This is a genomic window from Paeniglutamicibacter sp. ZC-3, assembly GCF_025847175.2.
Taxonomy (GTDB): domain Bacteria; phylum Actinomycetota; class Actinomycetes; order Actinomycetales; family Micrococcaceae; genus Paeniglutamicibacter; species Paeniglutamicibacter sulfureus.
Genome location: NZ_JAOYTG010000001.1, coordinates 358,289 through 383,448, shown reverse-complemented (window position 1 = coordinate 383,448; position 25,160 = coordinate 358,289). Strand labels below are relative to the sequence as shown.

At 63.7% G+C, this 25,160-nt stretch carries 25 protein-coding genes; 10 read left to right on the top strand and 15 right to left on the bottom strand.

Annotated features, from left to right (window positions below; translation table 11 throughout):
- Positions 1-132 precede the first annotated feature (132 nt).
- On the top strand, positions 133-1,050 hold the full coding sequence (locus tag OIU93_RS01695) for a LysR family transcriptional regulator (protein WP_264268312.1): 918 nt from the start codon (positions 133-135) through the stop codon (positions 1,048-1,050).
- An 11-nt stretch (positions 1,051-1,061) separates the two neighbouring features.
- On the opposite strand, the gene OIU93_RS01690 is transcribed toward OIU93_RS01695, so the two are convergent.
- From OIU93_RS01690 to OIU93_RS01680, 3 genes are all read right to left on the bottom strand, one after another.
- Entirely contained in the window at positions 1,062-2,309 is a 1,248-nt protein-coding gene (locus OIU93_RS01690; RefSeq protein WP_264268311.1) for an NAD(P)/FAD-dependent oxidoreductase, read from the bottom strand.
- Between the two features lie 5 nt (positions 2,310-2,314).
- Positions 2,315-2,638: a 2Fe-2S iron-sulfur cluster-binding protein gene (locus tag OIU93_RS01685; protein ID WP_264268310.1), complete on the bottom strand. Its 324-nt coding sequence runs from the start codon at positions 2,636-2,638 to the stop codon at positions 2,315-2,317.
- Between the two features lie 64 nt (positions 2,639-2,702).
- Positions 2,703-3,998: a cytochrome P450 gene (locus OIU93_RS01680; protein ID WP_264268309.1), complete on the bottom strand. Its 1,296-nt coding sequence runs from the start codon at positions 3,996-3,998 to the stop codon at positions 2,703-2,705.
- A 112-nt stretch (positions 3,999-4,110) separates the two neighbouring features.
- On the opposite strand from OIU93_RS01680, the gene OIU93_RS01675 reads away from it, so the two are divergent.
- Complete coding sequence (locus tag OIU93_RS01675) at positions 4,111-5,010, top strand: LysR family transcriptional regulator (RefSeq protein ID WP_264268308.1); 900 nt, start codon at positions 4,111-4,113, stop codon at positions 5,008-5,010.
- 271 nt (positions 5,011-5,281) lie between these two features.
- On the opposite strand, the gene OIU93_RS01670 is transcribed toward OIU93_RS01675, so the two are convergent.
- The 8 genes from OIU93_RS01670 to OIU93_RS01635 all read right to left on the bottom strand — a co-directional run bounded on the left by OIU93_RS01670 (position 5,282) and on the right by OIU93_RS01635 (position 12,458).
- Positions 5,282-6,169, bottom strand: coding sequence for a type II secretion system F family protein (locus OIU93_RS01670; RefSeq protein ID WP_264268616.1), 888 nt, complete (start codon positions 6,167-6,169; stop codon positions 5,282-5,284).
- 16 nt (positions 6,170-6,185) lie between these two features.
- Positions 6,186-7,133, bottom strand: coding sequence for a type II secretion system F family protein (locus OIU93_RS01665; protein ID WP_264268615.1), 948 nt, complete (start codon positions 7,131-7,133; stop codon positions 6,186-6,188).
- A gap of 2 nt (positions 7,134-7,135) precedes the next feature.
- Positions 7,136-8,713, bottom strand: a complete 1,578-nt coding sequence (locus tag OIU93_RS01660) for a CpaF family protein (protein WP_264268307.1) — start codon at positions 8,711-8,713, stop codon at positions 7,136-7,138.
- The gene (locus OIU93_RS01655) at positions 8,710-9,906 is read right to left on the bottom strand and encodes an AAA family ATPase (RefSeq protein ID WP_264268306.1); all 1,197 of its coding nucleotides are present in this window, start codon (positions 9,904-9,906) and stop codon (positions 8,710-8,712) included. Before OIU93_RS01655 ends, OIU93_RS01660 begins: the two co-directional genes overlap by 4 nt.
- Entirely contained in the window at positions 9,903-10,646 is a 744-nt protein-coding gene (gene cpaB, locus OIU93_RS01650; RefSeq protein WP_264268305.1) for a Flp pilus assembly protein CpaB, read from the bottom strand. Before cpaB ends, OIU93_RS01655 begins: the two co-directional genes overlap by 4 nt.
- A 44-nt stretch (positions 10,647-10,690) precedes the next feature.
- On the bottom strand, positions 10,691-11,767 hold the full coding sequence (locus tag OIU93_RS01645; protein ID WP_264268304.1) for a pilus assembly protein TadG-related protein: 1,077 nt from the start codon (positions 11,765-11,767) through the stop codon (positions 10,691-10,693).
- The gene (locus OIU93_RS01640) at positions 11,755-12,138 is read right to left on the bottom strand and encodes a TadE/TadG family type IV pilus assembly protein (protein ID WP_264268303.1); all 384 of its coding nucleotides are present in this window, start codon (positions 12,136-12,138) and stop codon (positions 11,755-11,757) included. Before OIU93_RS01640 ends, OIU93_RS01645 begins: the two co-directional genes overlap by 13 nt.
- 110 nt (positions 12,139-12,248) lie before the next feature.
- The gene (locus OIU93_RS01635) at positions 12,249-12,458 is read right to left on the bottom strand and encodes a Flp family type IVb pilin (RefSeq protein WP_264268302.1); all 210 of its coding nucleotides are present in this window, start codon (positions 12,456-12,458) and stop codon (positions 12,249-12,251) included.
- 1,014 nt (positions 12,459-13,472) lie between these two features.
- On the opposite strand from OIU93_RS01635, the gene OIU93_RS01630 reads away from it, so the two are divergent.
- The 6 genes from OIU93_RS01630 (at position 13,473) to OIU93_RS01605 (ending at position 18,633) form a co-directional block, all read left to right on the top strand.
- Entirely contained in the window at positions 13,473-13,829 is a 357-nt protein-coding gene (locus OIU93_RS01630) for a VOC family protein (RefSeq protein WP_264268301.1), read from the top strand.
- Positions 13,830-14,430: 601 nt separating this feature from the next.
- A complete protein-coding gene (locus tag OIU93_RS01625) occupies positions 14,431-14,955 on the top strand; it encodes a hypothetical protein (RefSeq protein ID WP_264268300.1) in 525 nt (174 codons plus the stop codon).
- A gap of 182 nt (positions 14,956-15,137) precedes the next feature.
- Complete coding sequence (locus tag OIU93_RS01620) at positions 15,138-15,884, top strand: exodeoxyribonuclease III (protein WP_372342860.1); 747 nt, start codon at positions 15,138-15,140, stop codon at positions 15,882-15,884.
- Positions 15,885-15,900: 16 nt separating this feature from the next.
- Positions 15,901-16,938 (top strand): tryptophan--tRNA ligase, encoded by a 1,038-nt coding sequence (trpS, locus tag OIU93_RS01615; protein ID WP_264268298.1) that lies wholly within the window; start codon positions 15,901-15,903, stop codon positions 16,936-16,938.
- A gap of 2 nt (positions 16,939-16,940) precedes the next feature.
- Positions 16,941-17,498, top strand: a complete 558-nt coding sequence (locus tag OIU93_RS01610; RefSeq protein WP_264268297.1) for a 2'-5' RNA ligase family protein — start codon at positions 16,941-16,943, stop codon at positions 17,496-17,498.
- Positions 17,479-18,633: a YihY/virulence factor BrkB family protein gene (locus tag OIU93_RS01605; RefSeq protein WP_264268296.1), complete on the top strand. Its 1,155-nt coding sequence runs from the start codon at positions 17,479-17,481 to the stop codon at positions 18,631-18,633. The genes OIU93_RS01610 and OIU93_RS01605 overlap by 20 nt, the downstream gene beginning before the upstream one ends.
- A 194-nt stretch (positions 18,634-18,827) precedes the next feature.
- On the opposite strand, the gene OIU93_RS01600 is transcribed toward OIU93_RS01605, so the two are convergent.
- Genes OIU93_RS01600 through sdhC form a run of 4 tightly spaced genes read right to left on the bottom strand, consistent with a single transcriptional unit; the run spans position 18,828 to position 22,301 of the window.
- On the bottom strand, positions 18,828-19,610 hold the full coding sequence (locus OIU93_RS01600; protein WP_264268295.1) for a succinate dehydrogenase iron-sulfur subunit: 783 nt from the start codon (positions 19,608-19,610) through the stop codon (positions 18,828-18,830).
- On the bottom strand, positions 19,610-21,397 hold the full coding sequence (gene sdhA / locus OIU93_RS01595; RefSeq protein WP_264268294.1) for a succinate dehydrogenase flavoprotein subunit: 1,788 nt from the start codon (positions 21,395-21,397) through the stop codon (positions 19,610-19,612). The genes OIU93_RS01600 and sdhA overlap by 1 nt, the downstream gene beginning before the upstream one ends.
- A gap of 58 nt (positions 21,398-21,455) precedes the next feature.
- Positions 21,456-21,902, bottom strand: coding sequence for a succinate dehydrogenase hydrophobic membrane anchor subunit (locus OIU93_RS01590; protein WP_264268293.1), 447 nt, complete (start codon positions 21,900-21,902; stop codon positions 21,456-21,458).
- Between the two features lie 3 nt (positions 21,903-21,905).
- A complete protein-coding gene (gene sdhC, locus OIU93_RS01585; protein WP_217388615.1) occupies positions 21,906-22,301 on the bottom strand; it encodes a succinate dehydrogenase, cytochrome b556 subunit in 396 nt (131 codons plus the stop codon).
- Between the two features lie 250 nt (positions 22,302-22,551).
- On the opposite strand from sdhC, the gene OIU93_RS01580 reads away from it, so the two are divergent.
- Both OIU93_RS01580 and OIU93_RS01575 read left to right on the top strand, forming a co-directional pair.
- Entirely contained in the window at positions 22,552-23,664 is a 1,113-nt protein-coding gene (locus tag OIU93_RS01580) for a mannose-1-phosphate guanylyltransferase (RefSeq protein ID WP_264268292.1), read from the top strand.
- Between the two features lie 206 nt (positions 23,665-23,870).
- Positions 23,871-25,076 (top strand): amidohydrolase, encoded by a 1,206-nt coding sequence (locus tag OIU93_RS01575; protein ID WP_264268291.1) that lies wholly within the window; start codon positions 23,871-23,873, stop codon positions 25,074-25,076.
- Positions 25,077-25,160: the final 84 nt, after the last annotated feature.

The following is a 25,160-nucleotide window of genomic DNA, read 5'->3' as shown; positions in this document are numbered from 1 at the left end:
CTCGGTCATTGGTGCCCCGGGACTGCCTGTGGCAATCCGGATTTTGTATGCCAGGTCACGAACCAGTGTTGCAGGCCACATAGATTGAGTAAACTTCAATTATTTGTACAACATTATTGATTGGACTGAAGAATGGCCCGCTTCTCCCTGCGCCAGCTTGAACTGCTGGCCGAACTTCCTCGGCATTCGACCCTGGGGTCGGCTGCGACCGAACTGAACATCTCGGAATCGGCGCTTTCCCAGGCGATCACCGCAGTCGAGAAGATCGCCGGGGAACAACTCTGCGTCCGGCGCAAGTCCCATGGGGTGCGCATGACCCCGGCCGGCCAGTACTTTGCGGCCAAGGCTGCGCGTATCGTTGCAGATTCAGAGGAACTGGCCGAATCCTTTCCCCGCTCCGATGGAGCCCTGCGCGGTCCGGTGTCCATTGGGTGCTTCGCGTCCTTTGCCAGCCACGTGGTGCCCTCGATGCTCGAAGGCTTTCGCACCCTGCATCCGGGCATCGACGTGACGGTGCGCGTCGGCACCCACGATGACCTGCTCCCGGCCCTGGAGAACGGAGAGCTGGATCTGGCTCTGGTCTATGACCTGTTGCTGCCCACCGGATTCGCCAAGCGCGTCATCTATGAGACGCGGCTCGAAGTGGTGTTGCACCCGGAGCACCCGCTGGCCGCCAAGGACTCGATCACGCTGACGGAGCTGGAGGACGAACCGCTGATCAACTACGAATCCAGTCCAAGCACCGAAAACACCCGCAGGCTCTTTGCCGAGGCTGGGCTCCATCCCAACGTCGCCTATTCACTGCCGCAGGTGGTGCTGGTCAATGCCATGGTGGGACGCGGCCTGGGCTACGGGCTGCTGTATGCACGGCCCAATAATCCGCCGCACACGCTGGACGGTTTGCCGGTGGCCATCAGGGACCTCGAGCCTCCGAATAGCCCGAGTGCGGTCGTGGCCATCTGGCCACGCAACTCCACGCCCGGACCCCGGGCCGAGGCCCTGCTGGAACATTGCATGGCCGCGATGGACGGGGCCTGGGGCCGGGTCTGAGGCATGGCGGCTCATGCCGGTATCGGGATGCATGTCTTGGCCAGGGCCTTGAGGCTGAATCCCGGATCGGCAAGGGTCTCGGCGTCCAGCGTGATGCCCCGGCCCACGAGCCTGCGGGCGGCAATGTGGTCGGCAGGGCTGTTGACCGATTCCACTGCCGCCAGCGCACCATCGCGCAGCAGCGCAATGGAAAACTTGCCGCCGGACGGGTCCCCAAGTACCACCGGCTCGTCTCCGGGATCCGAGATGCCGGCGATCTGCAGGCGGATGCTGCCCTGGGTGCTCCAGAACCACGGCGTCTCGGCGTAGTGGGTGTGGTGCCCCATAATGCTGCGGGCGGCCTGGCGACCGTGGTCGGTGGCGTTTTGGACCGATTCGAGTCGGGTGCGGGAACCGGTGTGGGCGTTGGGGAAGGAAGCGCAGTCGCCGACGGCCAGCACGCCATCCGCGTTGGTGCGCAGCGCAGAGTCCACCAGGATCCCGTTGTCGGTGGCCAGCCCGGCTGTCTCGGCAAGTTCGGTGCGCGGTAGCACGCCCACCCCGTAGAGCACCAGGTCCGCCGGGTAGCGTCCGCCGCCAGTGGATTCGACGAGCAATCCGTTTCCGTCCCGGTGGATGGAGGACACTCCCTCGTTCAGTCGCAGCTCGATGCCGTCGGCCCTGTGCCGGGCGGCAAACCACTCCGAGGCGGTCGCCGAGAGCGCTCGTCCCATGGGGCGCGGCGCGAATTCGAGCACCGTGACTTCAAGCCCGCGGGCCCGTGCAGCCGCCGCGAATTCCAGACCGATGAAGCCGGCCCCAATCACCACCACCCTGCGCGCGTCGGACAGGGCACGCTGCAGGTCTTGCGCGTCGTCGAGAGTTCGCAGGGCATGGACACCCGGGAGGGTTGCGCCCGGGCAGGGCAAGGGCCGGTTGGCGGCGCCGGTGGCAAAGACCACATGCGTATAGCGAAGAGTGGTGCCGTCAGCCAAGGAAATGTTCCGCGCCTCGGTGTCCACCGCTGTGGCGGCGGAGGCGTGCAGCGTGATGTCCTTGGCGGTGAAGAAGTCCGGCCCGCGCAACGGCAGGGGATCGGCGGGCGAATCGACACCCAGGTAGTCCTTGGACAGCGGCGGGCGTTGGTAGGGAAATGCCAGCTCGTCGTTGAGGATGGTGATGGACCCGTCGTAGCCCTCGGCGCGCAGGGAATCGGCGACCTGGATGCCTGCCTGTCCGGCTCCGATGACGACGGTGTGTTCGGTGTTGTTTTCATTCACGGCGGTTACACCTGGTCCGAGGGAACGTCGACGACGATGCTGGCCAGTGAACCGGACATCTTGACCTGGCAGCCCAGGCGCGAGGCATCGGTGCGCTCGGCGGTGGTGCAGTCGAGCATTTCGTCCTCGTCGTCGCTGACGGAGGGCAGCTCGGCGGCGAATTCGGGGCGGACGTAGACATGGCAGGTGGCGCACATGGCCTGGCCGCCGCATTCCCCGACGATGCCTTCGATGCCGTTGGTGACGGCGGCGCGCATGAGCGAGGTGCCTTCCTCGACGATGACTTCGGTGGACTCGCCGGTTGCCTGGGCGAAGGTGATCGTGGGCATGGGGATGGTTCCTTTGGGTGGTCGAGAAATGTGGGGTCGGTGGAGTGTGGGGAGGCCGGCGGGCCTAACCCCAGGTGACCGGCATCTTGGTCATGCCGCGGAAGACCCAGCCGGCGTCGATGCTGGGAGCGGTGGGGGCCAGACGCAGGTCGGGGATGCGCTCCAGCAGTGCAGGCATGGCGATCTGGGCGACCTGGGCACGGGCGATCCAGGTCCCGGCACAGAAGTGCACGCCTCCGCCAAAGCCAAGGTGCGGCTTCTTGGGGCGGAAGATGTTGAAGGATTCGGGATCCTCGAAGACCTCCGGGTCGCGGTTGGCGGCCCCAAGAACCACGCCGAGCCGGGAGCCCTTGGGCAGATGCACGCCTTCGAGCACGACGTCTTGGGTGGTTTCGCGGGGGTACATGCCAATCGGGGCGACCCAGCGCACGGATTCCTCGAAGGCCACCGCATGCAGCTTGGCGTCGTTCTTCACGGCTTCCAGTTGCTCGGGGTGGTTCAGGAGGGCCCAGATGGTGGTGGCCAGGACGTCGCGTGGTTCGTTCAGTCCTCCGCCGATGGTCATTTTCAGGTTGGCGCGGATGGCCTCGAGCGGGATGGGCATGGACGCCAGCCCGGAGAGCAGCGAGTGGTCGGGATTCTTTGCCAGGTAGGGGAGCATCTCGTCAATGGCGGCATCCACCTCTGCGGAGGATGCGGCGCTCTTGTCCCAGATCTCCGGGTCATCGGCGTAGTTTCCGGTTCCGTCGATCATGGTCTGGCTCCAGCGCTGCATGTCTTGTTGCGATGCGTTGTGGAATCCGCAGATCAGCCGCAGGTTCTCCGCGGCGTAGGGAGCCGCGTAGTCCCAGACGAAGTCCGCGCCCGGGCCCTTGGCGACCAGCTCGCTCAGGTACTTCTCATGGTTGGCGGTGAAGATCTCATTCCAGTGCTTCTTGATGGTGCCGGGACGCAGCGTGGCACCGTAGGAGTCCCGGTCCACCTGGTGCTTCGGGTTGTCCTTGCGCAGCATGGAATGGCCCATGGCGCGCTTCATCAGCGAGTTGTTTTCATCGGCGGAGAAGCGTTCCTCGTCCTGTTCGATCTCGTGGCACGCGGCGTAGGACGTCACCATGTAGCGGTTGACTGCGGGGACCCAGTGGACGGGTGACTCCGAGCGCATGCGCTGGTAGATCGGAAACGGGTCGGCGTGCAGATCCGGGATGGTCACCCAATCCGCCACGGGTGCTTCAACTCCGGTCATGGCTGCTGCAGGCGATGCGCCCGCCGCGGTTCCCCCTGCAGATTCCTCGACGGCCGCTGAGGCACTGGTTGCGCCACTGAAGGGACAAGTGGCGGTCGGGGTGTTCGATGCACTCATGGCGGTGGACTCCTGTATGAAAGGTCGGCTGGTTTCCTCCAGTGTGAGCCACTGCATAACATTGGGTAAAGTACGAGTTCTAACGGTATATCCACGTTTTTAGCGAGGTGTTGTGGCCCGGTACACATTGAGGCAGTTGGAATGCTTTGTCGCCGTGGGGGAGCAGGGGTCCATTGCCGGGGCCGCGGCGGCATTGATGCTCTCACCGTCGGCGATCACCGGAGCACTGAACGAGCTGGAACGCGCATTCAATGCGCAGTTGACGATCAGGCGGAAAGCCCACGGCGTCAGCCTGACCCCGTCGGGCCAGTACGTTCTGTCCCAGGCCCGGGGGCTGCTGCATGCCGCCACGGACCTGCAGGTCATGGCAGCCGACGCTGGCAAAACCTTGCGGGGCAAGGTTGTCATCGGATGCTATTCGTCTTTGGCTCCCACGCTGTTGACCGAGCTCATGGCGGAGTATGGAAACCGACACCCGGACGTGGAGCTGGATTTTTTCGCGGGAACCCAGCAGGAAATCCACGAGAAACTGCTTTCAGGCGAACTGGACCTGGCCATTGCCTACGATCTCACTGTTCCCCCGGGGCTGACCCGCAAACGGTTACGAGAAGCCGTGCCCGTTGTCGTGCTGCCGGCGGACCACCCGCTCGCGGCACTGGATACGGTAGCGCTCGCCGAACTTGTCGACGAGCCCATGATCTTGCTTGACGTGAACCCGAGTCGCGAGAACACCGAGATGATGTTTTCCGCAGCCGGGCTGACACCTTGGATCCGCTTCCGCACCACCGACTTCGAGGTGACCCGTTCGATGGTCGCCCGTGGCATGGGATATGCGATCCTGGTCCAGCGTCCGGCCGTAGACGTTTCCTACGAGGGTAGACCGTTGGTGGTTCGCCAGATCCGTCCGGCCGTGCGCCACGTACCGATATCCATGGTTTGGAGCGAAGGGGTTCGGCTGTCCAGGAGCGCCGAGGCGATGCTCGAACTTTCACTCGAGTTGCACCGACGGTAGCTGAGAACAGAGAACCTCGCCAAACGCGCCCACAGCGCACCACAGCGCACCAGAGTGAGGAAAACCGCTGCCGGCGAGGACCTGAAACCGATAAAGAAGAAGCAAGAGTGAACGGGGAAACGATCCATGATTGCCTGGGTTAGAACTCCGAAGCCAGCCGCTGGTGCGAGCCCTTCTGCCGCCATTGTGTGCATTGGTCAGTCAAGGTCGAGACCCAATCCCTCCTCATGGATTACGGTGGAGGATTTACCAAAAAACGGGGTGGCCTGGATCAGCCGAACATCCCACTCTTCATGATGTTGATGGCCGCGGGCCCCAGGATCACGATAAACAGCGTCGGGAAAATGAAAACCAAAAGCGGAAACAGGATCTTGACCGGCAACTTCATCGCCGTTTCCTCGGCCCGCTGCCGGCGCTTGATACGCATTTGGCCCGCCTGCGTCCGCAACACCCTTGCGATGCCAATCCCGTACTTGTCTGCCTGGACTACCGCCCGGACGAAGGACTTGAGGTCCGCAACGGAGGAGCGTTCGGCCATCGCGGCGTAGGCTTCCCTGCGCGAACGACCCACCTGCATCTCCTGGAGTGTGCGTCCCATTTCCTCCGCCAGGGGACCTTGTCCTCCCGCGGCCACACGTGCCATGGCGGATTCCAGACCCAGCCCCGCCTCAACAGAGATCAGCAGTTGATCCAGCGTGTTGGGCAGCTCCAACTGGATCGCCTGCTGGCGCTTGATGCCGTTGTTGTAGACCAGAAGGTCCGGCAGGAAATAGCCGAATGCCGTCAGGGCCACGCCGAGAACGAATATGCCCGTTCCCGGGTTGGACGAAAACAGGAGGACACCCATCAGGGCACCGCCCAGCGCCAACAACGGCTTCATCATCAACACGCGATCCAGCGGCCACGATGCCGTCCGGCCGGCCATGGCCAGCATGCGGTCCAGTTTCGCCGCGTAGCTGCCGGGTGTCAGACGCCGGGCCAGTGCCGCGAATTCGTTGTCGCCGCTGCTTTTGATTTCTTCACTGGTTGCCGCTGCGGACCTCGAAAGGTTTTGCCGCACCAGTACCAGTTGGTTGCGGTCAACCGAGACTAATCCCCACACGATGAACGAGAGCGGCAGCACCACCAGCGCGATGGATATCCATCCGATGGCTGTAATTCCCATGGTCTTCCCCCTAGAACTTGATCTTGACCATGCGGCTCATCCAGAAGGAGCCGATCGCCATCATGATGCCACCCACCACGAGCATGCCGATGCCCAGTGGATGGCTGAATAGTGTCCCGATGTAGCCCGGATTCATAAGGAACAACAGGCCGCTGATCCCGAACGGCAGTCCCACCAGGATGTACGCCGAGAACTTGCCCTCAGCGGACAGGGCCCTCACCTGTCCCTTGATTTGGGAACGCTCGCGGATCGTCTCGCCGACCTGGTCCAACACCACGGCCAGGTCTCCGCCGACCTCGCGGTTGATCTGGATCGCCCCGGCCACCCAGGAGAAGTCCTCAGACCTCATGCGCGCCGCGGTCTCCAACATCGTCTGTTCGGCGTCGCGCCCCACCCGTGACTCATTGACGATTCGACCCAATTCCTCGGCCATCGGCGAATCGAACTCCTGTGCTGCGCCGTCGAGGGCGCGCAACACCGAGTGTCCCGCGCGCAGGCTGCCGGAGATGGTCATGATCATGTCAGGCAGTTGGTCTCCGAACTTGGTCCGACGTCGTTCTGCGCGTACTTGCAGAAACGCCCAGGCGCCGGCCGGGATAAGTACTGCAAGGAGCACGGCAAGACCGGCTCCGCCCAGGAGCAGGCCAACCACGCCGGCGGCCAGCGCCGCGGATCCTACGAGGACCAGGAATTCCGCCGGATCCTGTTTGACGCCCGCGGCCAGCAGCGCGCCCCGTCTAAAGGGCCCGCCCGCGCTTGTGGTCGCGTTGCGCTCCACGGCCCTGACCGTGGCACCGCTGAAGCGGCTGAGCAGGGACGGCGACTGAAGGGCCGCCTCGCCCATCCGGCGTCGTTCGATGGGCACCTCGGCGCTGACGGGCCTCAGCACCACCAACAACAGCAACAACATGGCGGTGAGCCCAGCGAGTAGACCGGCTGCGAGCAGGATCCCCTCCATCGTCACCACCGGCCCTTGCTGGCGCCCGCTTGGGCACCGGTTCCCGCTCCGGCGCCGCCCGACGCGCCGAAGATCCCCGGCGGAAGCTTGACGCCGACCTCGTGGAAGTGGTCCAGGAAGCGGGGCCGCACGCCGGTCGGAACCGGTTTGCCGAGGAAGCGTCCTTGGGCGTCCATCCCGGCCGAATAGTCGAAGAGGAACGCATCCTGGAGCGTGACGACCTCACCCTCCATGCCCTGAACCTCGGTCAGGTGCGTCACACGGCGAGTGCCGTCTCGGAGCCTGGTGAGGTGCACGATCAAGTTCACGGCGGAGGCCACCTGCTCGCGGATGGCGCGTAGCGGCAGATCCATGCCGGCCATCAGGACGAGCGTCTCGAGGCGGGCGACGGCGTCGCGCGGGGTGTTGGCGTGGACGGTGGAGATGGAGCCGTCGTGGCCGGTGTTCATGGCCTGCAGCATGTCCAGCGCTTCGCCGCCGCGGACCTCGCCCACCACGATGCGGTCCGGCCGCATGCGGAGGGAGTTCTTGACCAGGTCGCGGATGGTGACGGCGCCCTTGCCCTCGATGTTCGCCGGACGACTCTCCAGCCGGACGACGTGGTCCTGCTGGAGTTGCAATTCCACGGCGTCCTCGATGGTGACGATGCGCTCGTCCATCGGAATGAAGCCGGACAGGACGTTGAGCAGCGTGGTCTTGCCAGTACCGGTGCCGCCGGAGACGATGATGTTCAGCCGTGCCTTGACGCAGGCCTCCAGCAGATGGGCCATGTCCGGAGTCAAGGTACCGAACTCGATCAAGTTCCGTACCGTCAGCGGATCCTTGGAGAACTTGCGGATCGTGATCGACGGTCCGTTGACGGCCAGCGGCGGGATGATCGCGTTGACTCGGCTTCCGTCCTCGAGCCTGGCGTCCACCAACGGCGAGGACTCGTCGATGCGACGTCCAACCTTGGACACAATACGCTCGATGACGCGGCGCAACTGGTCCTCGGAACTGAACGTGGCGTCGGTCGCCTCGAGCTTGCCGTTGCGTTCCACGTAGATCTGATCGCGGCGGTTCACCATGATTTCACTGACCTCGGGGTCGTCCAGCATGCGCTGCAGTGGTCCCAACCCGAGGACCTCGTCGCCGATGTCCCGGATCAGCCGCCGTCGTTCCTCGGGGGAGAGCGGCACTTGCTCGGCGTCGATCACCTGGCTGAGCTCGTCGCGGGCCAGCTTGCGCAGTTGTTCTTCGGTGAGCGACGGGTCGGTGATGCGCGAGCCGAGGCGCTCGAACAGGGCCTCGGCGGAACGCGCCTTGAGGCCGGACAGGGCGTCCACGGTCCCTCGTCGCGCCGGAGCGGCAGGCGCGTCGGCAAACGCAGCGAGGTCGGATTCGAGCGCCGGCACGACGCCGGGTTCCTCGACACCGCGCGGCGAGTTCCCCGGGTGGGCATCGACTGGGCCTGGCTCCGCGGGGACGGAAGTTGAGATCGGCGGCAGCGCCCCGGCGTCGCCAGGGATTCCCCCGTCAGGATTCGTGGTGAGCTCCGGCGCGCCGCGGCGGGCTGCTGTGAGGCGGCTGGCGAGGTTCATCGGACCACTTCCCTGCGGTGGATCTTGCGGTTGCTGGCTGATTGGTCGGCGTCGAAGCGGCGCGCAAGCTTCATCAGTCCGCGTGCCGCGGCATCGTGCGAGTGGTCGGTCAGCAGCGGCGTCCCCTTGTTGGTGCTGAGCGGGACGGCGCGGGACCGGGGGACCACGGCGTCGACCGGGACCCCGATGGAGGCCTCGACGTCCTGGATCGTGAGGCCGCTGCGACGGTCCGCGAAGTTCAGCACCACGTGGCGCCCCTGTGGGATGAGCTGGAGCTCGCGCAGGACGCCGAACCCCGTGTTCAGCCCGCGGATGCTGGGCACGTCCATGCCGCACACCCACACGGCGTCGGTGGCCTGTTCGAGCGCCGCGAGCAGGTGCTCGCCGAGGCCGGGAGCCGTGTCCATGACCACGTACCGGAACTCGGCCGCGAGCTGGTTGATCAGCACGGCGACCTGTTCCGGGGTGATGAGGTCCGCGTCGGCCGGGCTCTTGGGCCCGCAGAGCGCGTAGACACCTGTGTCGTCGACCGTCAGGAAGGCCTTGAGGACCATTGAGTCCTGGACGGCTGCGCCGAAGACGGCGTCGGTGATGGTGTGCTCGGGATCCACGTTAAGGGCGCCGGCGACGTCGCCGAACTGCAGGTCCAGGTCCACGATCACTACCCCCATCGGGGCGGTCTTCGCCAGCCCGACGGCAAGGTTGGTCGCCACCGTGGTCTTGCCCACGCCGCCCTTGGGCGACATGACCGCAACGACGCGACCCCGGCGTCGTTCATTGGAACCGCCGTCGCCGGACTGGCGCCGCCGCCCGTCCGTGGACAGGCAGGCGCGCTCCAAGAGCACGCGCAGGGTGGCGGGGTCGGCATCGGGTTCCGTGATGTCCCGGACACCGGCACGCATGGCAAGCATGACCAGCTGCGGATCCGCGCCGGCGGTGAGCACCACGGAGATGTCGGGGTTCAGCAGGTCCAGCGCGGTGGCCAGTCGGAGGGCGGCCTCACGGTCAGTGTCCGGGCCCAGGAGGACGACGTCGGTCGTCTCTCCGATGCTGCGAGCGAGCAGATCGTGCGGCGAGAGGTTCGCGGCCCCGGCGCCGATGCGCTGGACGGCGCCGGGCATGGCACCCTTGACGGCGGCCAGGACGCGGCGTTCGAACTCCGCGGAGTCTGTCAGGAGCAGGAAGCGGCTCATTTCAGCACCTGGTTGATTTCCCAGACGCGGGTGTCGCCCTTGTCGGTGTCCTCGTTTTGCTTGGTCAGCCAAACCAGGCCGAACTCGCGGGTGTGGATGATCTTGGCCGCCTGGGCGGAGTCGACTCCGAAGGTGACATAGGCCGAACCGACCGGAAGTGCCGCGGCTCCCTCGGCGGTGCTTTCCGCCTCGCCCGCCGCGATCTGGATGGCGGTGACCAGGACCTGCTCGTTGAGTAGCTTGGTGATCTCGACTTCGTCGGCGTCCTTGTCGTTCTTGTCCTTGACGGTGAAGCTGCCAAAGACGCCCACCTTGTCCCCGGCGCGGAGGTTACCGCCGGCCACGCGCTCGGGCTCCAGAAGGACGGTGATCTCCTGTTTTCCCTCGGGGACCTCGACGGTCCCGGGGGTGAGGAGCGAGTCCTCTGCGACGAGTTTGGCCGCGAGGAGCTGCTCACCAGCGGTAACCGCCTGCGCCAAAACCTTGCCGTCCTGGTCCGCGAGCGTGTCCAGCGCATCCTTCGGCACGGCGACTGCCGGCAGGCTCTGCTCCTTGAATGCTTTGGTCAGTTCGGCGACAGGCGTGCCGGCAGGCACGTCGCGCGTAGCGACCAGCACCTTCACGGGATCGAGCGACGATTGTGCGCGGGCGTCTGCGCCCTGCACGTAGGTGAGGAGTAGAACCGTACCGACGATTGCCAGTACCAGTGCTGCTATGCCCCCAAGCAGCCGTGTCTTCATTGTGTGCCCCCAAGGCTATGTAGATATGGTTATTGAGTTAGGGATTAGTCGCTGAGCGATGGCGGCCGCGTGACGCCGAGATTCCGCCCGCCCCCGCCCGTGAGTTCGTCTTCATCCAGCATGCGAACGAATTCCCCGTATACACCTCGGCAATTGCCCGAGCAGCCCGGGTACGAATTAGCTTCGAAGGTTTCGGGTGTACCGCCACCGGATAACTTCCAAGCGTAGACACGAAATGCCGCGATTCCCTGGATAGTGTAATTGCCGCCACCGGGAGGGGTTGTGACTTTAGAAAAGATGGGAAAGTAGACCTCCGCGTAGCCATTGGCTTCTGCTTCGCCGACCCAGCCGTCCAGTTTCGCTTTGCATTCGCTGCCACTGCCCGGAATGGAGTTGCCAGCCGAGCCTTCATAAACAGTTGTGTCCGTCAGGTCTAGCGTCAGCACGCATGCTCCGTCGGATGCTCCAGGGGCGTCGGCCTCCGGATTTAGGTATCCCCAACCGCCAGGAACGATGTTTGCTGCGTGATAGATCGAACTGCATGGGAGCTGGTCATCGTCGTCCTTGTACTTGAGCCACGACTTCCCCGACACGGCAGCACTTGTTGCGATGAATTCGTGCAGAGCGCATTCCGAGAACGCCAACGGAAATGCAAACGCGCCTCCCGTGGGCCCTCCCCATGCCGCAGTGGCTCTGGCGCCGATCGCTGCCTCGTCGAAGCCAAGGGCCTGTGCAAACCAAAGGGACACGGAGTTTGGCGTGGCACCGGTTTCAGATGAGCGCGTGCTCACCGTGGCAGTGTTTGCAAGTTTATCGACGCTATTGCTCACCAGCGACAGCGCATCATGCGAGCTGGCAACAGCAAGCTCTAGCGGAACGCCTGAAGCGTTGGAGCACCCACCAACATCAGATTCGTCTTTGCCGCAGATTCCGGCCAGCGCCAGTGCGCCAGCATCCGCAGCATTCTGCAGCTGGGCCTTTTCCCAGTAGAGCTTTCCGACGTCGATGGAAATGGCAGCGAATCCAAGCAGCGCAACCATGAGCAGCGCAACCATCACCGAAGTGGCACCACGTTCGTTGCCTTCTGCACCTGAGATGTTGCGCACTTCTAACCGCCGCATCGCATGGCCGCCTTCGCTTGGACTGTGGCTGGCATGGTGAAATCGATCCAACCGGTGATGGAGATGTATTTTTTTGAGGCGGTGATCGTGACGTTCGTGTTGACCGGGCAGCCGGTGGTGTCCGCTTTGGCAGTAATGCCGGGGACACTGGGAGCCGCATTCTGGACCACGTCGTTGAGGCTGAATTCCGCGTCGCTATGCTCGATGGCGTATGCGCGGGCGCCTTCACGCGCCGCCTGAGTCACGGAGATCTGCTGATTGAAGAAGAAGCCGAATTCAATGATCCCCAAGAGCAGAGTAATGAGGACCGGGAGGACAAGGGCGAACTCAACGGCAGACGAACCTTGTTCCCGCTTCGCAGCACGTTGCATGTTTGCCCCTAGGCTCAAAGATCTGGTCATGGGTTTTACCCCGGACGTGGTGCTGTTCGCCGGGTCCGATGCGGATCGGTACCCGGCGAACAACTAGCTATTGACTAGCACTAGCCGGCTACGGGCTTAAGGGCATCGCGGACTGTCTCGAAAGCCCCGTTGAGACGGCCGCCGATGGCGGTCACCGCGACGATGATGACGACCGCGATCAGCGCGACCATGATGCCGTATTCAACGGCGGTGGCACCCTTCTCCTCGCGGCGCAGCTTACCCGCGGCGGTGGACAGGCCAATGTAAATGTTTGCGAACAAGGTGTTCATGATGAAACTCCATTTTCTGCGTCAAGAAGGTGCGAAATTCTTCGCCCCCCAGCGAATTATTCTTGATGAGAAATTTTTGGAAGAATAAAATGGTCCCCAAAAGAAACTAGACCCCATTAGATGCCAATTACATTTGTAATCCCCCCAGGTGGTTCCCCAACCACTAGCATCTGATGTGGAGCTTAGGAGAGTTTTTTGAACTTGTAAAGAGCTCGGCGAGTAAAGAGTTCAGCGAGACTCATCAAAAGTGCTCGCGAAATGGGTCAGTGCCTCATTCAGGAAATGATCGCGAAACCCTACCCGACTGTAGGGCGATTTGGTGTTCTTGGACGATGGGATACGGGTTGACGATGGGCGCGCGCAACGAGATTAGAATGACGAAATCCCCGGCGTATTCCAAGGCCTCGAAAAAGGAAAGAGAGCTCGTTTTGACCGCCTCGTGGCCGAGATCGGGTCGCCACGGGCCAACGCCCGCCGGCAACTGGGCCACGCCCTCAAACGCAAGGGGCGGCCGCCCCGGCACCTCGCAAGTCACGGGCACGCATCTACGGCTATGACACCGACACTAAACTTCTGCGCTGGGGATGGCTCGTTCCGGCAGGATGACATAGTTCGCTTGAAGATCCGGCGACCGTGATTGACCAAGCGAATCTTGGTTTGAATTGTTCACGGGCTGGGTGGGCAATACCCCTAGTCCCCACTGTTCGTGCAGGTGGGGCGGGGGCTTGAGTCAACCAACTACTGCCCTTAGCGGTTTAGGCGCGGCAAATAAACTCCACGGATGTTCGTCGCTTTCACCACCCGGTGCAACCGCAAATCAAACGCGCGAGGTCTTTTTCGGCATGGAACACCTCCCGCGGGTGGGATGGGCGCACGACGCGAGGTCACGAGGATTGCAAGGCGTCCGAGATCGTTTATTTTCGACAGACCTGACTCTGGTCGGAAATGAACCCGCGGAGCATACTTGAGGGACAGGAAAACCCACACACACCGGACATTGGAAGGCGTGCGGACATGGTTGGCTCATGGCAAGCATTGGTAATTGACTGCGAAAACCCCGACACCTTGGCCAGTTTCTATGAGGAACTGCTGGGGATGGTCCGAGTCGAAAACGACGACGACTGGGTGGGTATTGGCGATGCACCGGATCGTCCGGCCATAGCCTTCCAGCGTGTGGATCCGTACGTCGCACCGGAGTGGCCCGGTCACCTTCATCCGCAGCAGGCCCACATTGACGTCAAGGTCAAGGACCTCGACCTGGCCGAGACCGAAGTCCTGTCCATGGGGGCAACGTCCATGGGAGCAGGCTCCAAGTCTTACCGTGTCTACCTCGATCCGCAGAAGCATCCGTTTTGCTTGGTCAGTTGGTGATTGCCATCGTTTTGGAAAGGCTTTGCCCGGTAATAGAGTAGTGCTTCACCGGTGTTCGGGTAGACGGGTTGAGAGGTCTTTCGCTGGATGGGGCTACGTCCAAATTTTCAGTAGTTTCACGCGGGAATACCTTGTCAAGCGCAGGTCCAAGTCGGCGAGACTGTCATACAGAATCGACTCGATGACCTCGAGCTTTTCTCCCGGCCCAATGCGAGTGGGCGGCATTTGGGCTGCTCGTTCTTCGCGATCCTAAGGAGGTAGCGCCGCGGAACGTGTTGGCCGCTATGGCTGCGAATACTCTGCTCGCTTTCGTCAACTTGTGAACTTTCCTGGTAAGCCCGGCCCGTTGCGCCGTCGTCCCTTGCTGATGCGTGCGGTCGTTGTCCGGAGCGGTGCGGGAAATCGCGGGGATTCACGGTATTGGGGGAGGAGAATGCCCAGGGCGTCCTTGCTCCAACCGGGGCGCCAAACACGCGATTGGCAAGGCCCGGGTCGTCCCCGCGAACCTGCACGTGCGGCCCAGGCATTGGGCGATTAAGCTGACAAGCGTAATTCGTGCCCGGATTCGGTCCTGCCGCTGCGTGTTTGAGAGAATATAACCATGGAACCCCTCGGTAGTAGCTCGGCCCGCGCGCAGGGCAAAAAAATCACCATCAACGCCTCGACCCTCTCCTTCGCCGTCATGGTCACCATCTTCTTGGTGGCAGTCGTCTTCGCAGCGAACCAGAACGATGTCATCGGCTGGCTCGTTGTGGTGATTTCCTTGGGTTGGCTCCTGCTGTCGGCGTTCCTGGTCCTTGGACTCAAGCGGGGTGCGGCGAAGATGAGTACCCAGCTGAAGGCCGCCACAGCGGCAGCCGCCACCCGCGGCCAGGGAGGTCCAAGCACCAGCCCCGTCGTCATGGACGAGGCAACGCGGAATCGCGACCTGAAGCTTGACCACTCCTTCAAGATCATTCAGGTGCAGGTCGGTGTGGTGAACGAGTACAGGGCGCAGGGCGGCGAGGATGCCAAGGGCATGGTTGACCGCGCCCTGGAAACCATTCAGATCACCGCTTCCAACGCCCGCGACATGATGAAGCCCTCTGGCCGCGGAGAGCCCATGACCGGCGAGGTCATCGACTAAATATTCGGAGCCCTCGCCGGCACGGCGACACCCCGGCAGTGCCGGGGACAACCCCTCGAACAAATATCGATAAGGTGGATGGCGTGATACCTACCTCAGAAGAGATCCTGGCCAAGTCCGAGCGTGCGGTGCGCGTTGCCTCGGTGAACGTCAACGGCATCCGTGCTGCCTACAAGCGCAACATGGCCGACTGGATCGACGCCCGCGACACTGACATCCTCTGCCTGCAGGAGGTGCGCGCGCCGGATGCGATAGTGCGCGAGCTGGTCGGCGAGGGCTGGCACATTCTGCATGCCGAGGCCAAGGACAAGGGTCGCGCCGGGGTCGCGGTGCTTTCGCGCGCCGAGCCGACCGCCGTGCGCGGGCACATCGGCGAGGAATACTTCGCCGAGTCCGGGCGCTGGGTGGAAGCGGACTTCACCATGCAGGACGGCAGCACGCTGTGCGTGGTCTCCGCCTACGTACATTCCGGCGAGCTGGGCACCCAGAAGCAGGAAGACAAATACCGTTTCCTCGAGCGCATGAATGTGCGCCTGGTCGAGCTGAAGGACGAGAAGGACCACGTGCTGGTGGTGGGCGATTTGAACGTCGTGCACACCGAGAAGGACATCAAGAACTGGAAGCCGAACCACAATAAGCGCGCCGGTGTCATGGACGAGGAGATCGCCTACTTCGACGGATTCTTTGGCGCCGAGATCGGCTACAAGGACGTGGCCCGCGAACTGGCCGGCTCCGACGCCCAGGGCCCCTACACCTGGTGGTCCTTCCGCGGGCAGGCCTTCGACAACGACGCCGGGTGGCGCATCGACTACCACATGGCCACCGCAGACCTCACGGCGAAGGCCATCAAGTCCCATGTGGATCGCGCCTCGGCCTACGATTTGCGCTTCTCCGACCACGCTCCGCTGGTCGTCGACTACCAGTTTTAAAGGACCCACCCCACGCATGAGCGAAACACTGGCCACCACCACCCGTCCGCGCGTCCTGTCGGGCATGCAGCCCTCGGCCGATTCCCTGCACCTGGGCAACTACCTGGGCGCCCTGGTCAACTGGGTCAAGGCCCAGGACGACTACGAGGCGTTCTTCTTCATCCCGGACATGCACGCCATCACAGTGCCGCAGGATCCGGCCGACTTGCGCAACCGCACCCGGGTCACCGCCGCCCAGTACATCGCCGGCGGCATCGACCTGGAGAAGTCAACGCTCTTCGTCCAGTCCCAGGTGCCCGAGCACGCGCAGCTTGCCTGGGTGCTGAACTGCATCACCGGTTTCGGCGAAGCCAGCCGGATGACGCAGTTCAAGGACAAGAGCGCCAAGGGCGGCGCGGACGTCGCGTCGGTGGGACTGTTCACCTATCCGGTGCTCATGGCCGCCGACATCCTCCTGTACCAGCCCCAGGGCGTCCCGGTGGGCGATGACCAGCGCCAGCACGTGGAGCTGGCCCGCGACCTGGCCACCCGCTTCAACCACCGCTTTGGCGAGACCTTCGTGGTGCCGGAGGCCTTCATCAAGAAGGAAGGCGCCCGTATCTACGACCTGCAGGCCCCGACCTCCAAGATGTCCAAGTCCGCCTCCAGCCCCAACGGACTGATCAACGTCCTGGACGAGCCCAAGACCGTCGCCAAGCGCATCAAGTCGGCGGTCACCGACGCCGATACGGTCGTGGCCCACGACCGGGCCAACAAGCCCGGGGTCACGAACCTGCTGGAGATCCTCTCGGCAGTGACCGGAACCCCGATCCCGGCATTGGTCAACGAGTTCGAGGGCAAGATGTACGGCCACCTGAAGGTCGCAGTGGCGGAGGCGGTCGTCGAGGCGCTGACCCCGGTACGGACCCGGACCCTTGAACTGCTCCAGGACCCGGCCGAGTTGGATTCGCTCCTTGCCGCCGGCGCCCTCAAGGCCCGCGAGGTTGCCTCCAAGACGCTGGCAGACGTATACGAGCGCGTTGGCTTCATGGCTCCCCTGGGAGAGATCCGCTAGCAATGGGCACCAATGCAGGGGAAACGACCGGCACCGACGTCGCGCAGGCGACGGCCCTCGGGGTGGTCATTGAGATCCCTGCACCGCACGACGCAGCACTGCGCACGTGGCTCCGGCGCTACGGCGGCGTGGCGGCAGCGGCCGTCGCCCCGCACATCACCCTGGTCTCCGGCTCCACCACCGACTGGGATTCCGCGGTGGAGCATGTTCACAAGGTGGCCGCCCAAGCGGAGCCCTTCGAGGTCAGCCTGCGCGGGACCGGGACGTTTAGGCCCATCACCCCGGTGGTGTTCCTGAACGTGGAGAACGGCGCCGATTCATGCAGTGAACTGCATGACGCGTTGGTTGACGGTCCCATGCGGCACGAGGTGGCCTACGGCTACCACCCGCACCTCACGATCGCCCACGAGGTCGAAGAGGCTGTCATGGACCTGGCCCAGGAAGAACTCAAGGGCGAATCCCTGAGCTTCACGGTCCAAAGGATTGGTCTCTTTGCCCTCGATGCCACCGGTGCCTGGTCGCTTCGTGAGGAGCTGGGTCTTGGCGGGCCGTCGAGCTAAGGGAACCACGGCGCCGGCTTGGGACAAAGCCGACGACGTTGAGCCGGCCGCTTCGGCGAGTACGTCCATTGACCCCGTTGCCGGGGAACTTGGAACCCGGGCCCCCGGCGTGGTGGCCCGCCGCTTTGTCGGCGCTCCGGTCGTGGCCCCGCCTTCCCCTCTGGACCCGCGGGCACTTCAGGCCTTCATCCGGCTGAAGGCGCAGGAACTTTACCAAGCGCGTGCCTCCGGCACGCCGTGGCTGCGTTTCAAGGCCTTCTGCCTCCTGCTCACCGCCAGGTTCTACGCGCTCTACCCCCTGAGGGTCTGGAACCTCTACGTCAGGCGCCGCGGACCGTTGCTGGCCGCCGGCAGCGCGTACCGGATGTTCTTCTCGATCGCCGCGATGCTCGTGGCGGGGTTCGCCGTGCTGGGAATGTTTGCCAGCGAGAACCCGGTGCTGCGCGACGGCGTGATCGCCATGGTCGCGGCCGGCACACCCGGACTGCTTGACACCGGCCACGGGGGACTGGCCAACCCGGAACAACTCCTGGGCTTTCGCAGTTTCGGGCTCACCCTTGCCGTTTCCCTGGGCGCCTTGGTCTTCACGTCGTTGGGCTGGCTGTCCGGCCTTCGCGAGGGCATCCGCACCATCCTTGGCCTGCATCGGGACCGCTCCAACCCGGTGGTGTCCAAGCTGCGCGACGCATTGCTGTTGCTGGTCCTGGCAGTGGCCCTGATTGCCTCGAGCACCTTGGCCATTGCCAGTTCCTCGATGGTTGAATCCCTGTCGGCAGTACTCCACCTCAATGGGTGGTGGACCAACGCGTTGAGCAGGGTGGGCTTCGTCGTGGCGATGTTCGGCCTGGATTGCGCCACCGCATGGGTGCTCTTGCGGGTGGCTTCACGGGCCAAGGTCATTGACGGGGGACTGGCGGGTGGCGTCCTGCTGGCGGGAGCCGGTGCAACGATCCTGCGCTTCCTCTCCGCCATGCTGCTGGCCTCCTTGACCAACAATGCCGTGCTGGCGCCCTTTGCCGTGATCCTGGGGTTGTTCGTCTGGTTCAACCTGCTCGGACACGTGTACCTGCTCTCGGCGGCCGTCGTGGCCGTTCGCTCGGCGGACGTGGAACGCGCTCGCGCCAAACGCGCCTGACCGGCAAAGCAGGGCTTCCGCCTTCCCTGGACACCCCCACATGGGCCCGCGCATGGGGTCCTGCCCCATGGCATGAGAATGGACTGCGCGGATGGCCGTCCCGTCGCCCGCCCACCCCCAGATACTGCGTTAAAGCAGTGTGGCCCGGCCTCCCCTCGAAGGGATGCCGGGCCACACGGGCGCCTAGTTGGAAACTAGATGGAACGGGCCAGGATGGCCTGCTTGACCTCGGCGATTGCCTGGGTCACCTGGATGCCGCGCGGGCATGCTTCGGTGCAGTTGAAGGTGGTGCGGCAGCGCCACACACCTTCCTTGTCGTTCAGGATCTCCAAGCGCATGTCGCCCGAATCATCGCGCGAGTCGAAGATGAAGCGGTGTGCGTTAACGATTGCCGCCGGGCCGAAGTACTGGCCATCGGTCCAGAAGACCGGGCAGGAAGAGGTGCACGCGGCGCAGAGGATGCACTTGGTGGTGTCCTCGAACTTGGCGTGGTCCTCTGCCGACTGGTAGCGCTCCGCCGAGGGCTCGTGGCCCTTGTTGATCAGGAACGGCATGATCTCGCGGTAGGACTGGAAGAACGGCTCCATGTCGACGATGAGGTCCTTTTCAAGGGGCAGGCCCTTGATGGCTTCAACGGTGATCGGCTTGGAGTGGTCCAGGTCCTTGAGCAGGGTCTTGCAGGCCAGGCGGTTGCGGCCGTTGATGCGCATGGCATCGGAGCCGCAGACGCCGTGGGCGCAGGAACGGCGGAAGGACAGCGAACCGTCGTGGTCCCACTTGACCTTGTGCAGGGCATCCAGCACGCGGTCGGTGCCGTACATGGTCAGCTCAAAGTCTTCCCAGTACGCGTCTGCAGTGGTCTCCGGCAGGTACCGGCGGACGCGCAAGGTGATGTTGAACTGCGGGATTTCTCCGCCGCCGCCAACACCTGGCTTCAGCTCAATCTTCGATGCTGGTTCCGGAAGTTCCGTGCTCATTAGTACTTACGCTCCATCGGCTGGTAACGGGTGAAGATGACGGGCTTGGTTTCCATGCGGATGCCGGAAATGCCCTCGGTGGTGGCCGTTGCATCGCGGTAGGACATCGAGTGCTTCATGAAGTTCTCGTCGTCGCGGTTCGGGAAGTCCTCGCGGTAGTGACCGCCGCGGGATTCCTTGCGGTACATGGCGGCCGCGGTCATGACCTCGGCCATGTCCAGCAGGAAGCCAAGCTCGATGGCCTCAAGCAGGTCGAGGTTGAATCGCTTGCCCTTGTCCTGGACCGAGACGTTCTTGTAGCGCTCGCGCAGTTCCTCAATGACCACGAGTGCACGGTTCATCGAGTCCTTGTCGCGGAACACCTGGACGTTGGCGTCCATGATGTCCTGCAGTTCCTTGCGCAAGACGGCAACGCGCTCGGTTCCGGTGGAGTTGATCATGGCATCGATCTGGTTGGCAGTGAATGCCTCCGGATCCTCTGGAAGCTCAACGAACTCGGCGCCCAGGGCGTACTTGGCAGCGGAGATGCCGGCGCGCTTGCCGAACACGTTGATGTCCAGCAGCGAGTTGGTGCCCAGGCGGTTGGATCCGTGCACCGAAACGCAGGCAACCTCGCCGGCGGCGAAGAGGCCCGGGATCACGGTGTCGTTGTCCTGGAGGACCTCGGCTTCGATGTTGGTAGGGATGCCGCCCATGACGTAGTGCGCGGTCGGGAAGACCGGCACCGGCTCGGTGTACGGCTCCACGCCCAGGTAGGTGCGGGCGAACTCGGTGATGTCCGGGAGCTTGGCATCGATGTGTGCCGGCTCCAGGTGGGTCAGGTCGAGCAGCACGTAGTCCTTGTTCGGGCCACAGCCGCGGCCTTCGCGCACCTCGTTGGCCATCGACCGGGCGACGATGTCACGCGGTGCGAGGTCCTTGATGGTGGGGGCGTAGCGCTCCATGAAGCGCTCACCTTCCGAGTTTCGCAGGATGGCGCCTTCGCCACGGGCTGCTTCGGAGAGCAGAATGCCCAGGCCGGCCAGGCCGGTCGGGTGGAACTGCACGAATTCCATGTCCTCGAGCGGGATGCCCTTGCGGAAGGCGATGCCCATGCCGTCGCCGGTCAGGGTGTGGGCGTTCGAGGTGGTCTTGAAGACCTTGCCGGCGCCGCCGGTGGCGAAGATGACGGACTTGGCCTGGAAGACGTGGAGTTCGCCGGTGGCCAGGTCGTAGGAAACCACGCCTGCAACGCGCTTCTGCTTGTAGGCGGTGCCGTCCTCGCGGAAGGCATCCTCCTCAACCATGAGCATGTCCAGGACGTAGTACTCGTTGTAGAACTCAACGTTGTGCTTGACGCAGTTTTGGTACAGCGTCTGCAGGATCATGTGTCCGGTGCGGTCGGCTGCATAGCACGCGCGGCGCACGGCGGCCTTGCCGTGGTCGCGGGTGTGGCCGCCGAAGCGGCGCTGGTCGATCTTGCCTTCCGGGGTTCGGTTGAACGGAAGACCCATCTTTTCCAGGTCGAGCACAGCGTCGATGGCTTCCTTCGCCATGACCTCGGCTGCGTCCTGGTCAACCAGGTAGTCCCCGCCCTTGACGGTGTCAAAGGTGTGCCATTCCCAGTTGTCTTCTTCTACGTTGGCCAAGGCCGCACACATGCCACCCTGTGCCGCACCGGTGTGCGAGCGGGTTGGGTAAAGCTTGGTGAGAACGGCCGTACGTGCGCGCTGGCCGGATTCAATGGCCGCGCGCATGCCTGCGCCGCCTGCTCCGACGATCACGACGTCGTACTTGTGTACCTGCATACCTGATGCTCTCTTTTCTTGAATTCTCTGCTTCAGCGAACGAACGGGGAGCCGAAGATTACTGGCAAGCCGCGATGGTGTTACCGGCGATGCAGGGATCGAAGGTGAAGATCACCAGGGTGCCCATGACGACGATGACAATGGTCGCAACGTAGAGGATGCCCTTGAGCCACACGCGGGTGGCAGGCTTCTCGGCGTAGTCATTGATGATGGTGCGCACGCCGTTGGTGCCATGGAGCATGGCCAGCCAGAGCATTGCCAGGTCCCAGAACTGCCAGACCGGATCGGCCCACTTGCCGGCCACGAAGCCGAAGTCGATGGCGTTGATGCCGTCGCCGACCATGAGGTTCGCAAAGAGGTGTCCGAAGATCAAGACGACCAGTGCGACGCCGGAGAGGCGCATGAAAAGCCATGCGACCATTTCGAAGCTGCCGCGCGACTTGCGGGCGCGGTTGTACTTCGGATCGATGCGTTGGCTGCGGGGTGCAGCGATTTCTGCCGACATGGGTTAGTGACCTCCAAAGGCGAGTGACAGGTGGCGGATGGAGAATGCCACCATGGTGATGACCCAGAGGGCCAAAACGCCCCAGAGCATCTGGCGGTGGTACTTGGTTCCCGACTTCCAGAAGTCGACCAGGATCAGGCGCAAGCCGTTGAACGCGTGGAAGACGATGGCAGCGACGAGGGCGGTTTCACCCAGGGCCATCAGCGGGTTCTTGTACGTGGACATGACCGCGTCGTAGGCGCCGGGGGAGACCCGGACCAGGGACGTATCGAGCACGTGTACCAAAAGGAATAAGAATATTACGACACCCGTTACGCGGTGCCCCACCCAAGACCACATGCCTTCATGGCCGCGGTAGAGGGTGCCTGACGAAGCCTTCGACACTGAATTAACCTCCATGACTCGCAAGGGCGCATGTGTATTTTCCACACAATAAATTGACGCCTTGGTGCGAGCGTTCCTTGCCCGATCTTAGACCACCATCGACAAGGGTGCCCATTCTTTCGGCTATCCGTGTGAGTAGCCTCACCGGAACACGGGGCTGATCGGCTAAACATCCGGGAAATGCGCGAAATACATTAGATTCCAATGCTGTATTTCATGGGGGCCGGCACCGCTTTCCCGAGGTTCATCCATTAGCCTTAGTCGGATGAACGCTGAACTCATGGCACGATTCCACGGGGTCATCCCTGCAGGTGGTGTCGGCACCCGTCTGTGGCCGCTCTCGCGCGCCGCCGCCCCGAAATTCCTCCACGACCTGACCGGCTCCGGATCAACACTGATTCGGGCCACCTACGAGCGGTTGATCCCGCTGGCGGGCGACAACATCATGGTGGTCACCGGTCGCGCGCACCGCACCGCGGTGCTGGCGCAATTGCCGGAGCTCGGCGACCTGAACCTGGTCCTTGAGCCGGATCCCAAGGACTCCGCGGCAGCCATCGGCCTGGCCGCGGCGATCCTGTACCTGCGCAACCCGGAGACCATCATGGGTTCCTTCGCCGCGGACCAGGTCATCGTCCCGGTGGAGGTCTTCCAGGAGGCCGTGCGCGAGGCGATCCACACCGCCGCCACCGGCAAGATCGTCACCATCGGCATCCGTCCGACCTTGCCGTCCACCGGCTTCGGCTACATCCGGGCCGGGGAGCGCATGGACATCTCCGGCGCACCCACCGCGCGCGACGTGGTCGAGTTCGTGGAGAAGCCCGACGAGGACACCGCCCGCCGCTACCTCGCCGACGGCGGCTACCTGTGGAACGCAGGAATGTTCGTGGCCCCGGTGTCTCTGATGCTCGAGCACCTGCAGCGCAGCCAGCCGGAGCTGCACGCCGGCCTCATGGAAATCGCAGCCGCCTGGGAAACCGGCGATCGCGTGGCGACCATGGACCGCATCTGGCCAACGCTCCCCAAGATCGCCATCGACTACGCAGTGGCCGAGCCTGCCGCCGCGGCCGGGGACGTGGCCGTGATTCCCGGAGTGTTCAACTGGGACGACGTCGGAGACTTTGCCGCCATCGGCCGGCTGAATCCGGCCAGCGAGAAGACAGGCGTCACCGTGGTGGGCGCGAACCCGCGCGTGTACTCGGACAACGCGACCGGCGTGGTGGTCACCGACTCCAAGCGCGTGATTGCCCTGATCGGCATCCACGACGTGGTCGTGGTGGACACTCCCGACGCGCTGCTGGTCACCACCAAGGAACATGCCCAGTCGGTGAAGGGCACCGTGGAAAAGCTCAAGGCCGAGGGCGCCGTCGACGTGCTGTAGGTGCAGGGGCCGGAAGCCACCGGCACCTTCCGATGCCCCGCGGCAGTGCTGAAGAAGCGTTTGCCGCGGGGCATTTTCATTCGGCGGAAACGGTTGCGCATCAGCGTCCGCATTGAAAAGGAGGCGAAAGTGAGCGAGGCAACAATTGGAAGCGAACAGCGCAAGCTCAGGTCCCAGCGCGTATTGTCGGTAAGGTGCGCACGAGTATGAATGAAGACCTGAAGATCCCCTCCGTCAAGCCCTGGGTGAAGCCCATGGTTGGCGAGCTGGTGGCATTCCGTCGAGAGGTCCATGCGAATCCGGAGCTCTCGTTCGTGGAATACAAGACGACCGAACGGATCCTCACCCGGCTGCGCGAGGTGGGCTTGGCCCCTGTCGCGCTGGAGGACACCGGCGCCTACGTAGACATCGGCGAGGGGCCCATCGCCCTGGCGCTGCGCGCTGACATCGATGCGCTGCCGATCCTGGAGGAAACGGGCCTGGACTACGCCTCGGTGGTGGACGGGGTTGCGCATGCCTGCGGCCACGACATCCACACCACCGTGATGCTCGGGGTTGCCAAAGTGCTCAAGGCCATCGACGACCAGTCGCCGCTGGGCGCGAGGATCCGCGTGATCTTCCAGCCCGCCGAGGAAAAGATGCCAGGCGGCGCACTGAACGTTATTGCCGCCGGCGTCTTGGACGACGTCCCGCGCATCGTGGCCTTGCACTGCGAGCCGCGCATCGACGCCGGAAAGATCGGCACCCGAATCGGCGCGATCACCAGCGCGTCCGACACCATCAAGATCGAACTCGTCGGCCGCGGCGGGCACACCTCCCGCCCGCACCTGACCGAGGACCTGGTCTTCGCGATGAGCCAGATCGCCACGAACGTGCCGGCTGTCCTGGGCCGGCGCATCGACGTGCGCAGCGCGGTCTCCGTGGTCTGGGGCCAAATCCATGCCGGCAGCGCTCCCAACGCGATCCCTGCCACCGGCTATTTGGCCGGAACCATGCGCTGCCTCGACGGGGAAGCCTGGAAGGGCGCCGGGGACCTGCTGGACGAAGTGGTGCGCCAGGTGGCAAGCCCCTACGGAGTCGAGGTCAAGCTCGAGCACATCCGCGGCGTCCCCCCGGTGATCAACACCGAAGAGGAGACCGACCTCATTGAGGATTCGGCGCGCGCCGAGTTCGGTTCCGGATCCATCGTGCTCACCCCGCAATCCATGGGAGGGGAGGACTTCGCCTGGATGACCAGCAAGGTGCCCGGCGCCATGATGCGCCTGGGCACGCGAACCCGGGGCGGGGAAAACTACGACCTGCACCGCGGGGACTACATTCCCGACGAATCAGCCATCGAGGTGGGCGTGACGGTCATGGCCTCGGCAGCCCTCCGGGCCATCGAACAGCTGCGGTTGGCTACCGAGGAGTAGGTCCGATCCGTAGCGTTATCTGGTTGTAACCTTCTTCCATAATGCGTCAAGCGTTTTACAGGTTAGGCTATGTGGTTGTGAAGC

Excerpts from the sequence above, each read along its gene's own strand:
- OIU93_RS01575 (WP_264268291.1), top strand. The coding sequence starts at position 23,871 with ATGAATGAAGACCTGAAGATCCCCTCCGTCAAGCCCTGGGTGAAGCCC.
- OIU93_RS01600 (WP_264268295.1), bottom strand. The coding sequence starts at position 19,610 with ATGAGCACGGAACTTCCGGAACCAGCATCGAAGATTGAGCTGAAGCCA.
- trpS (WP_264268298.1), top strand. The coding sequence starts at position 15,901 with ATGAGCGAAACACTGGCCACCACCACCCGTCCGCGCGTCCTGTCGGGC.
- OIU93_RS01625 (WP_264268300.1), top strand. The coding sequence starts at position 14,431 with ATGGAACCCCTCGGTAGTAGCTCGGCCCGCGCGCAGGGCAAAAAAATC.
- OIU93_RS01580 (WP_264268292.1), top strand. The coding sequence starts at position 22,552 with ATGAACGCTGAACTCATGGCACGATTCCACGGGGTCATCCCTGCAGGT.
- sdhA (WP_264268294.1), bottom strand. The coding sequence starts at position 21,397 with ATGCAGGTACACAAGTACGACGTCGTGATCGTCGGAGCAGGCGGCGCA.
- OIU93_RS01630 (WP_264268301.1), top strand. The coding sequence starts at position 13,473 with ATGGTTGGCTCATGGCAAGCATTGGTAATTGACTGCGAAAACCCCGAC.
- sdhC (WP_217388615.1), bottom strand. The coding sequence starts at position 22,301 with ATGGAGGTTAATTCAGTGTCGAAGGCTTCGTCAGGCACCCTCTACCGC.
- OIU93_RS01645 (WP_264268304.1), bottom strand. The coding sequence starts at position 11,767 with ATGCGGCGGTTAGAAGTGCGCAACATCTCAGGTGCAGAAGGCAACGAA.
- OIU93_RS01610 (WP_264268297.1), top strand. The coding sequence starts at position 16,941 with ATGGGCACCAATGCAGGGGAAACGACCGGCACCGACGTCGCGCAGGCG.
- OIU93_RS01695 (WP_264268312.1), top strand. The coding sequence starts at position 133 with ATGGCCCGCTTCTCCCTGCGCCAGCTTGAACTGCTGGCCGAACTTCCT.
- OIU93_RS01665 (WP_264268615.1), bottom strand. The coding sequence starts at position 7,133 with ATGGAGGGGATCCTGCTCGCAGCCGGTCTACTCGCTGGGCTCACCGCC.
- cpaB (WP_264268305.1), bottom strand. The coding sequence starts at position 10,646 with ATGAAGACACGGCTGCTTGGGGGCATAGCAGCACTGGTACTGGCAATC.
- OIU93_RS01660 (WP_264268307.1), bottom strand. The coding sequence starts at position 8,713 with ATGAACCTCGCCAGCCGCCTCACAGCAGCCCGCCGCGGCGCGCCGGAG.
- OIU93_RS01685 (WP_264268310.1), bottom strand. The coding sequence starts at position 2,638 with ATGCCCACGATCACCTTCGCCCAGGCAACCGGCGAGTCCACCGAAGTC.
- OIU93_RS01655 (WP_264268306.1), bottom strand. The coding sequence starts at position 9,906 with ATGAGCCGCTTCCTGCTCCTGACAGACTCCGCGGAGTTCGAACGCCGC.
- OIU93_RS01620 (WP_372342860.1), top strand. The coding sequence starts at position 15,138 with ATGGCCGACTGGATCGACGCCCGCGACACTGACATCCTCTGCCTGCAG.
- OIU93_RS01635 (WP_264268302.1), bottom strand. The coding sequence starts at position 12,458 with ATGAACACCTTGTTCGCAAACATTTACATTGGCCTGTCCACCGCCGCG.
- OIU93_RS01590 (WP_264268293.1), bottom strand. The coding sequence starts at position 21,902 with ATGTCGGCAGAAATCGCTGCACCCCGCAGCCAACGCATCGATCCGAAG.
- OIU93_RS01640 (WP_264268303.1), bottom strand. The coding sequence starts at position 12,138 with ATGCAACGTGCTGCGAAGCGGGAACAAGGTTCGTCTGCCGTTGAGTTC.
- OIU93_RS01680 (WP_264268309.1), bottom strand. The coding sequence starts at position 3,998 with ATGAGTGCATCGAACACCCCGACCGCCACTTGTCCCTTCAGTGGCGCA.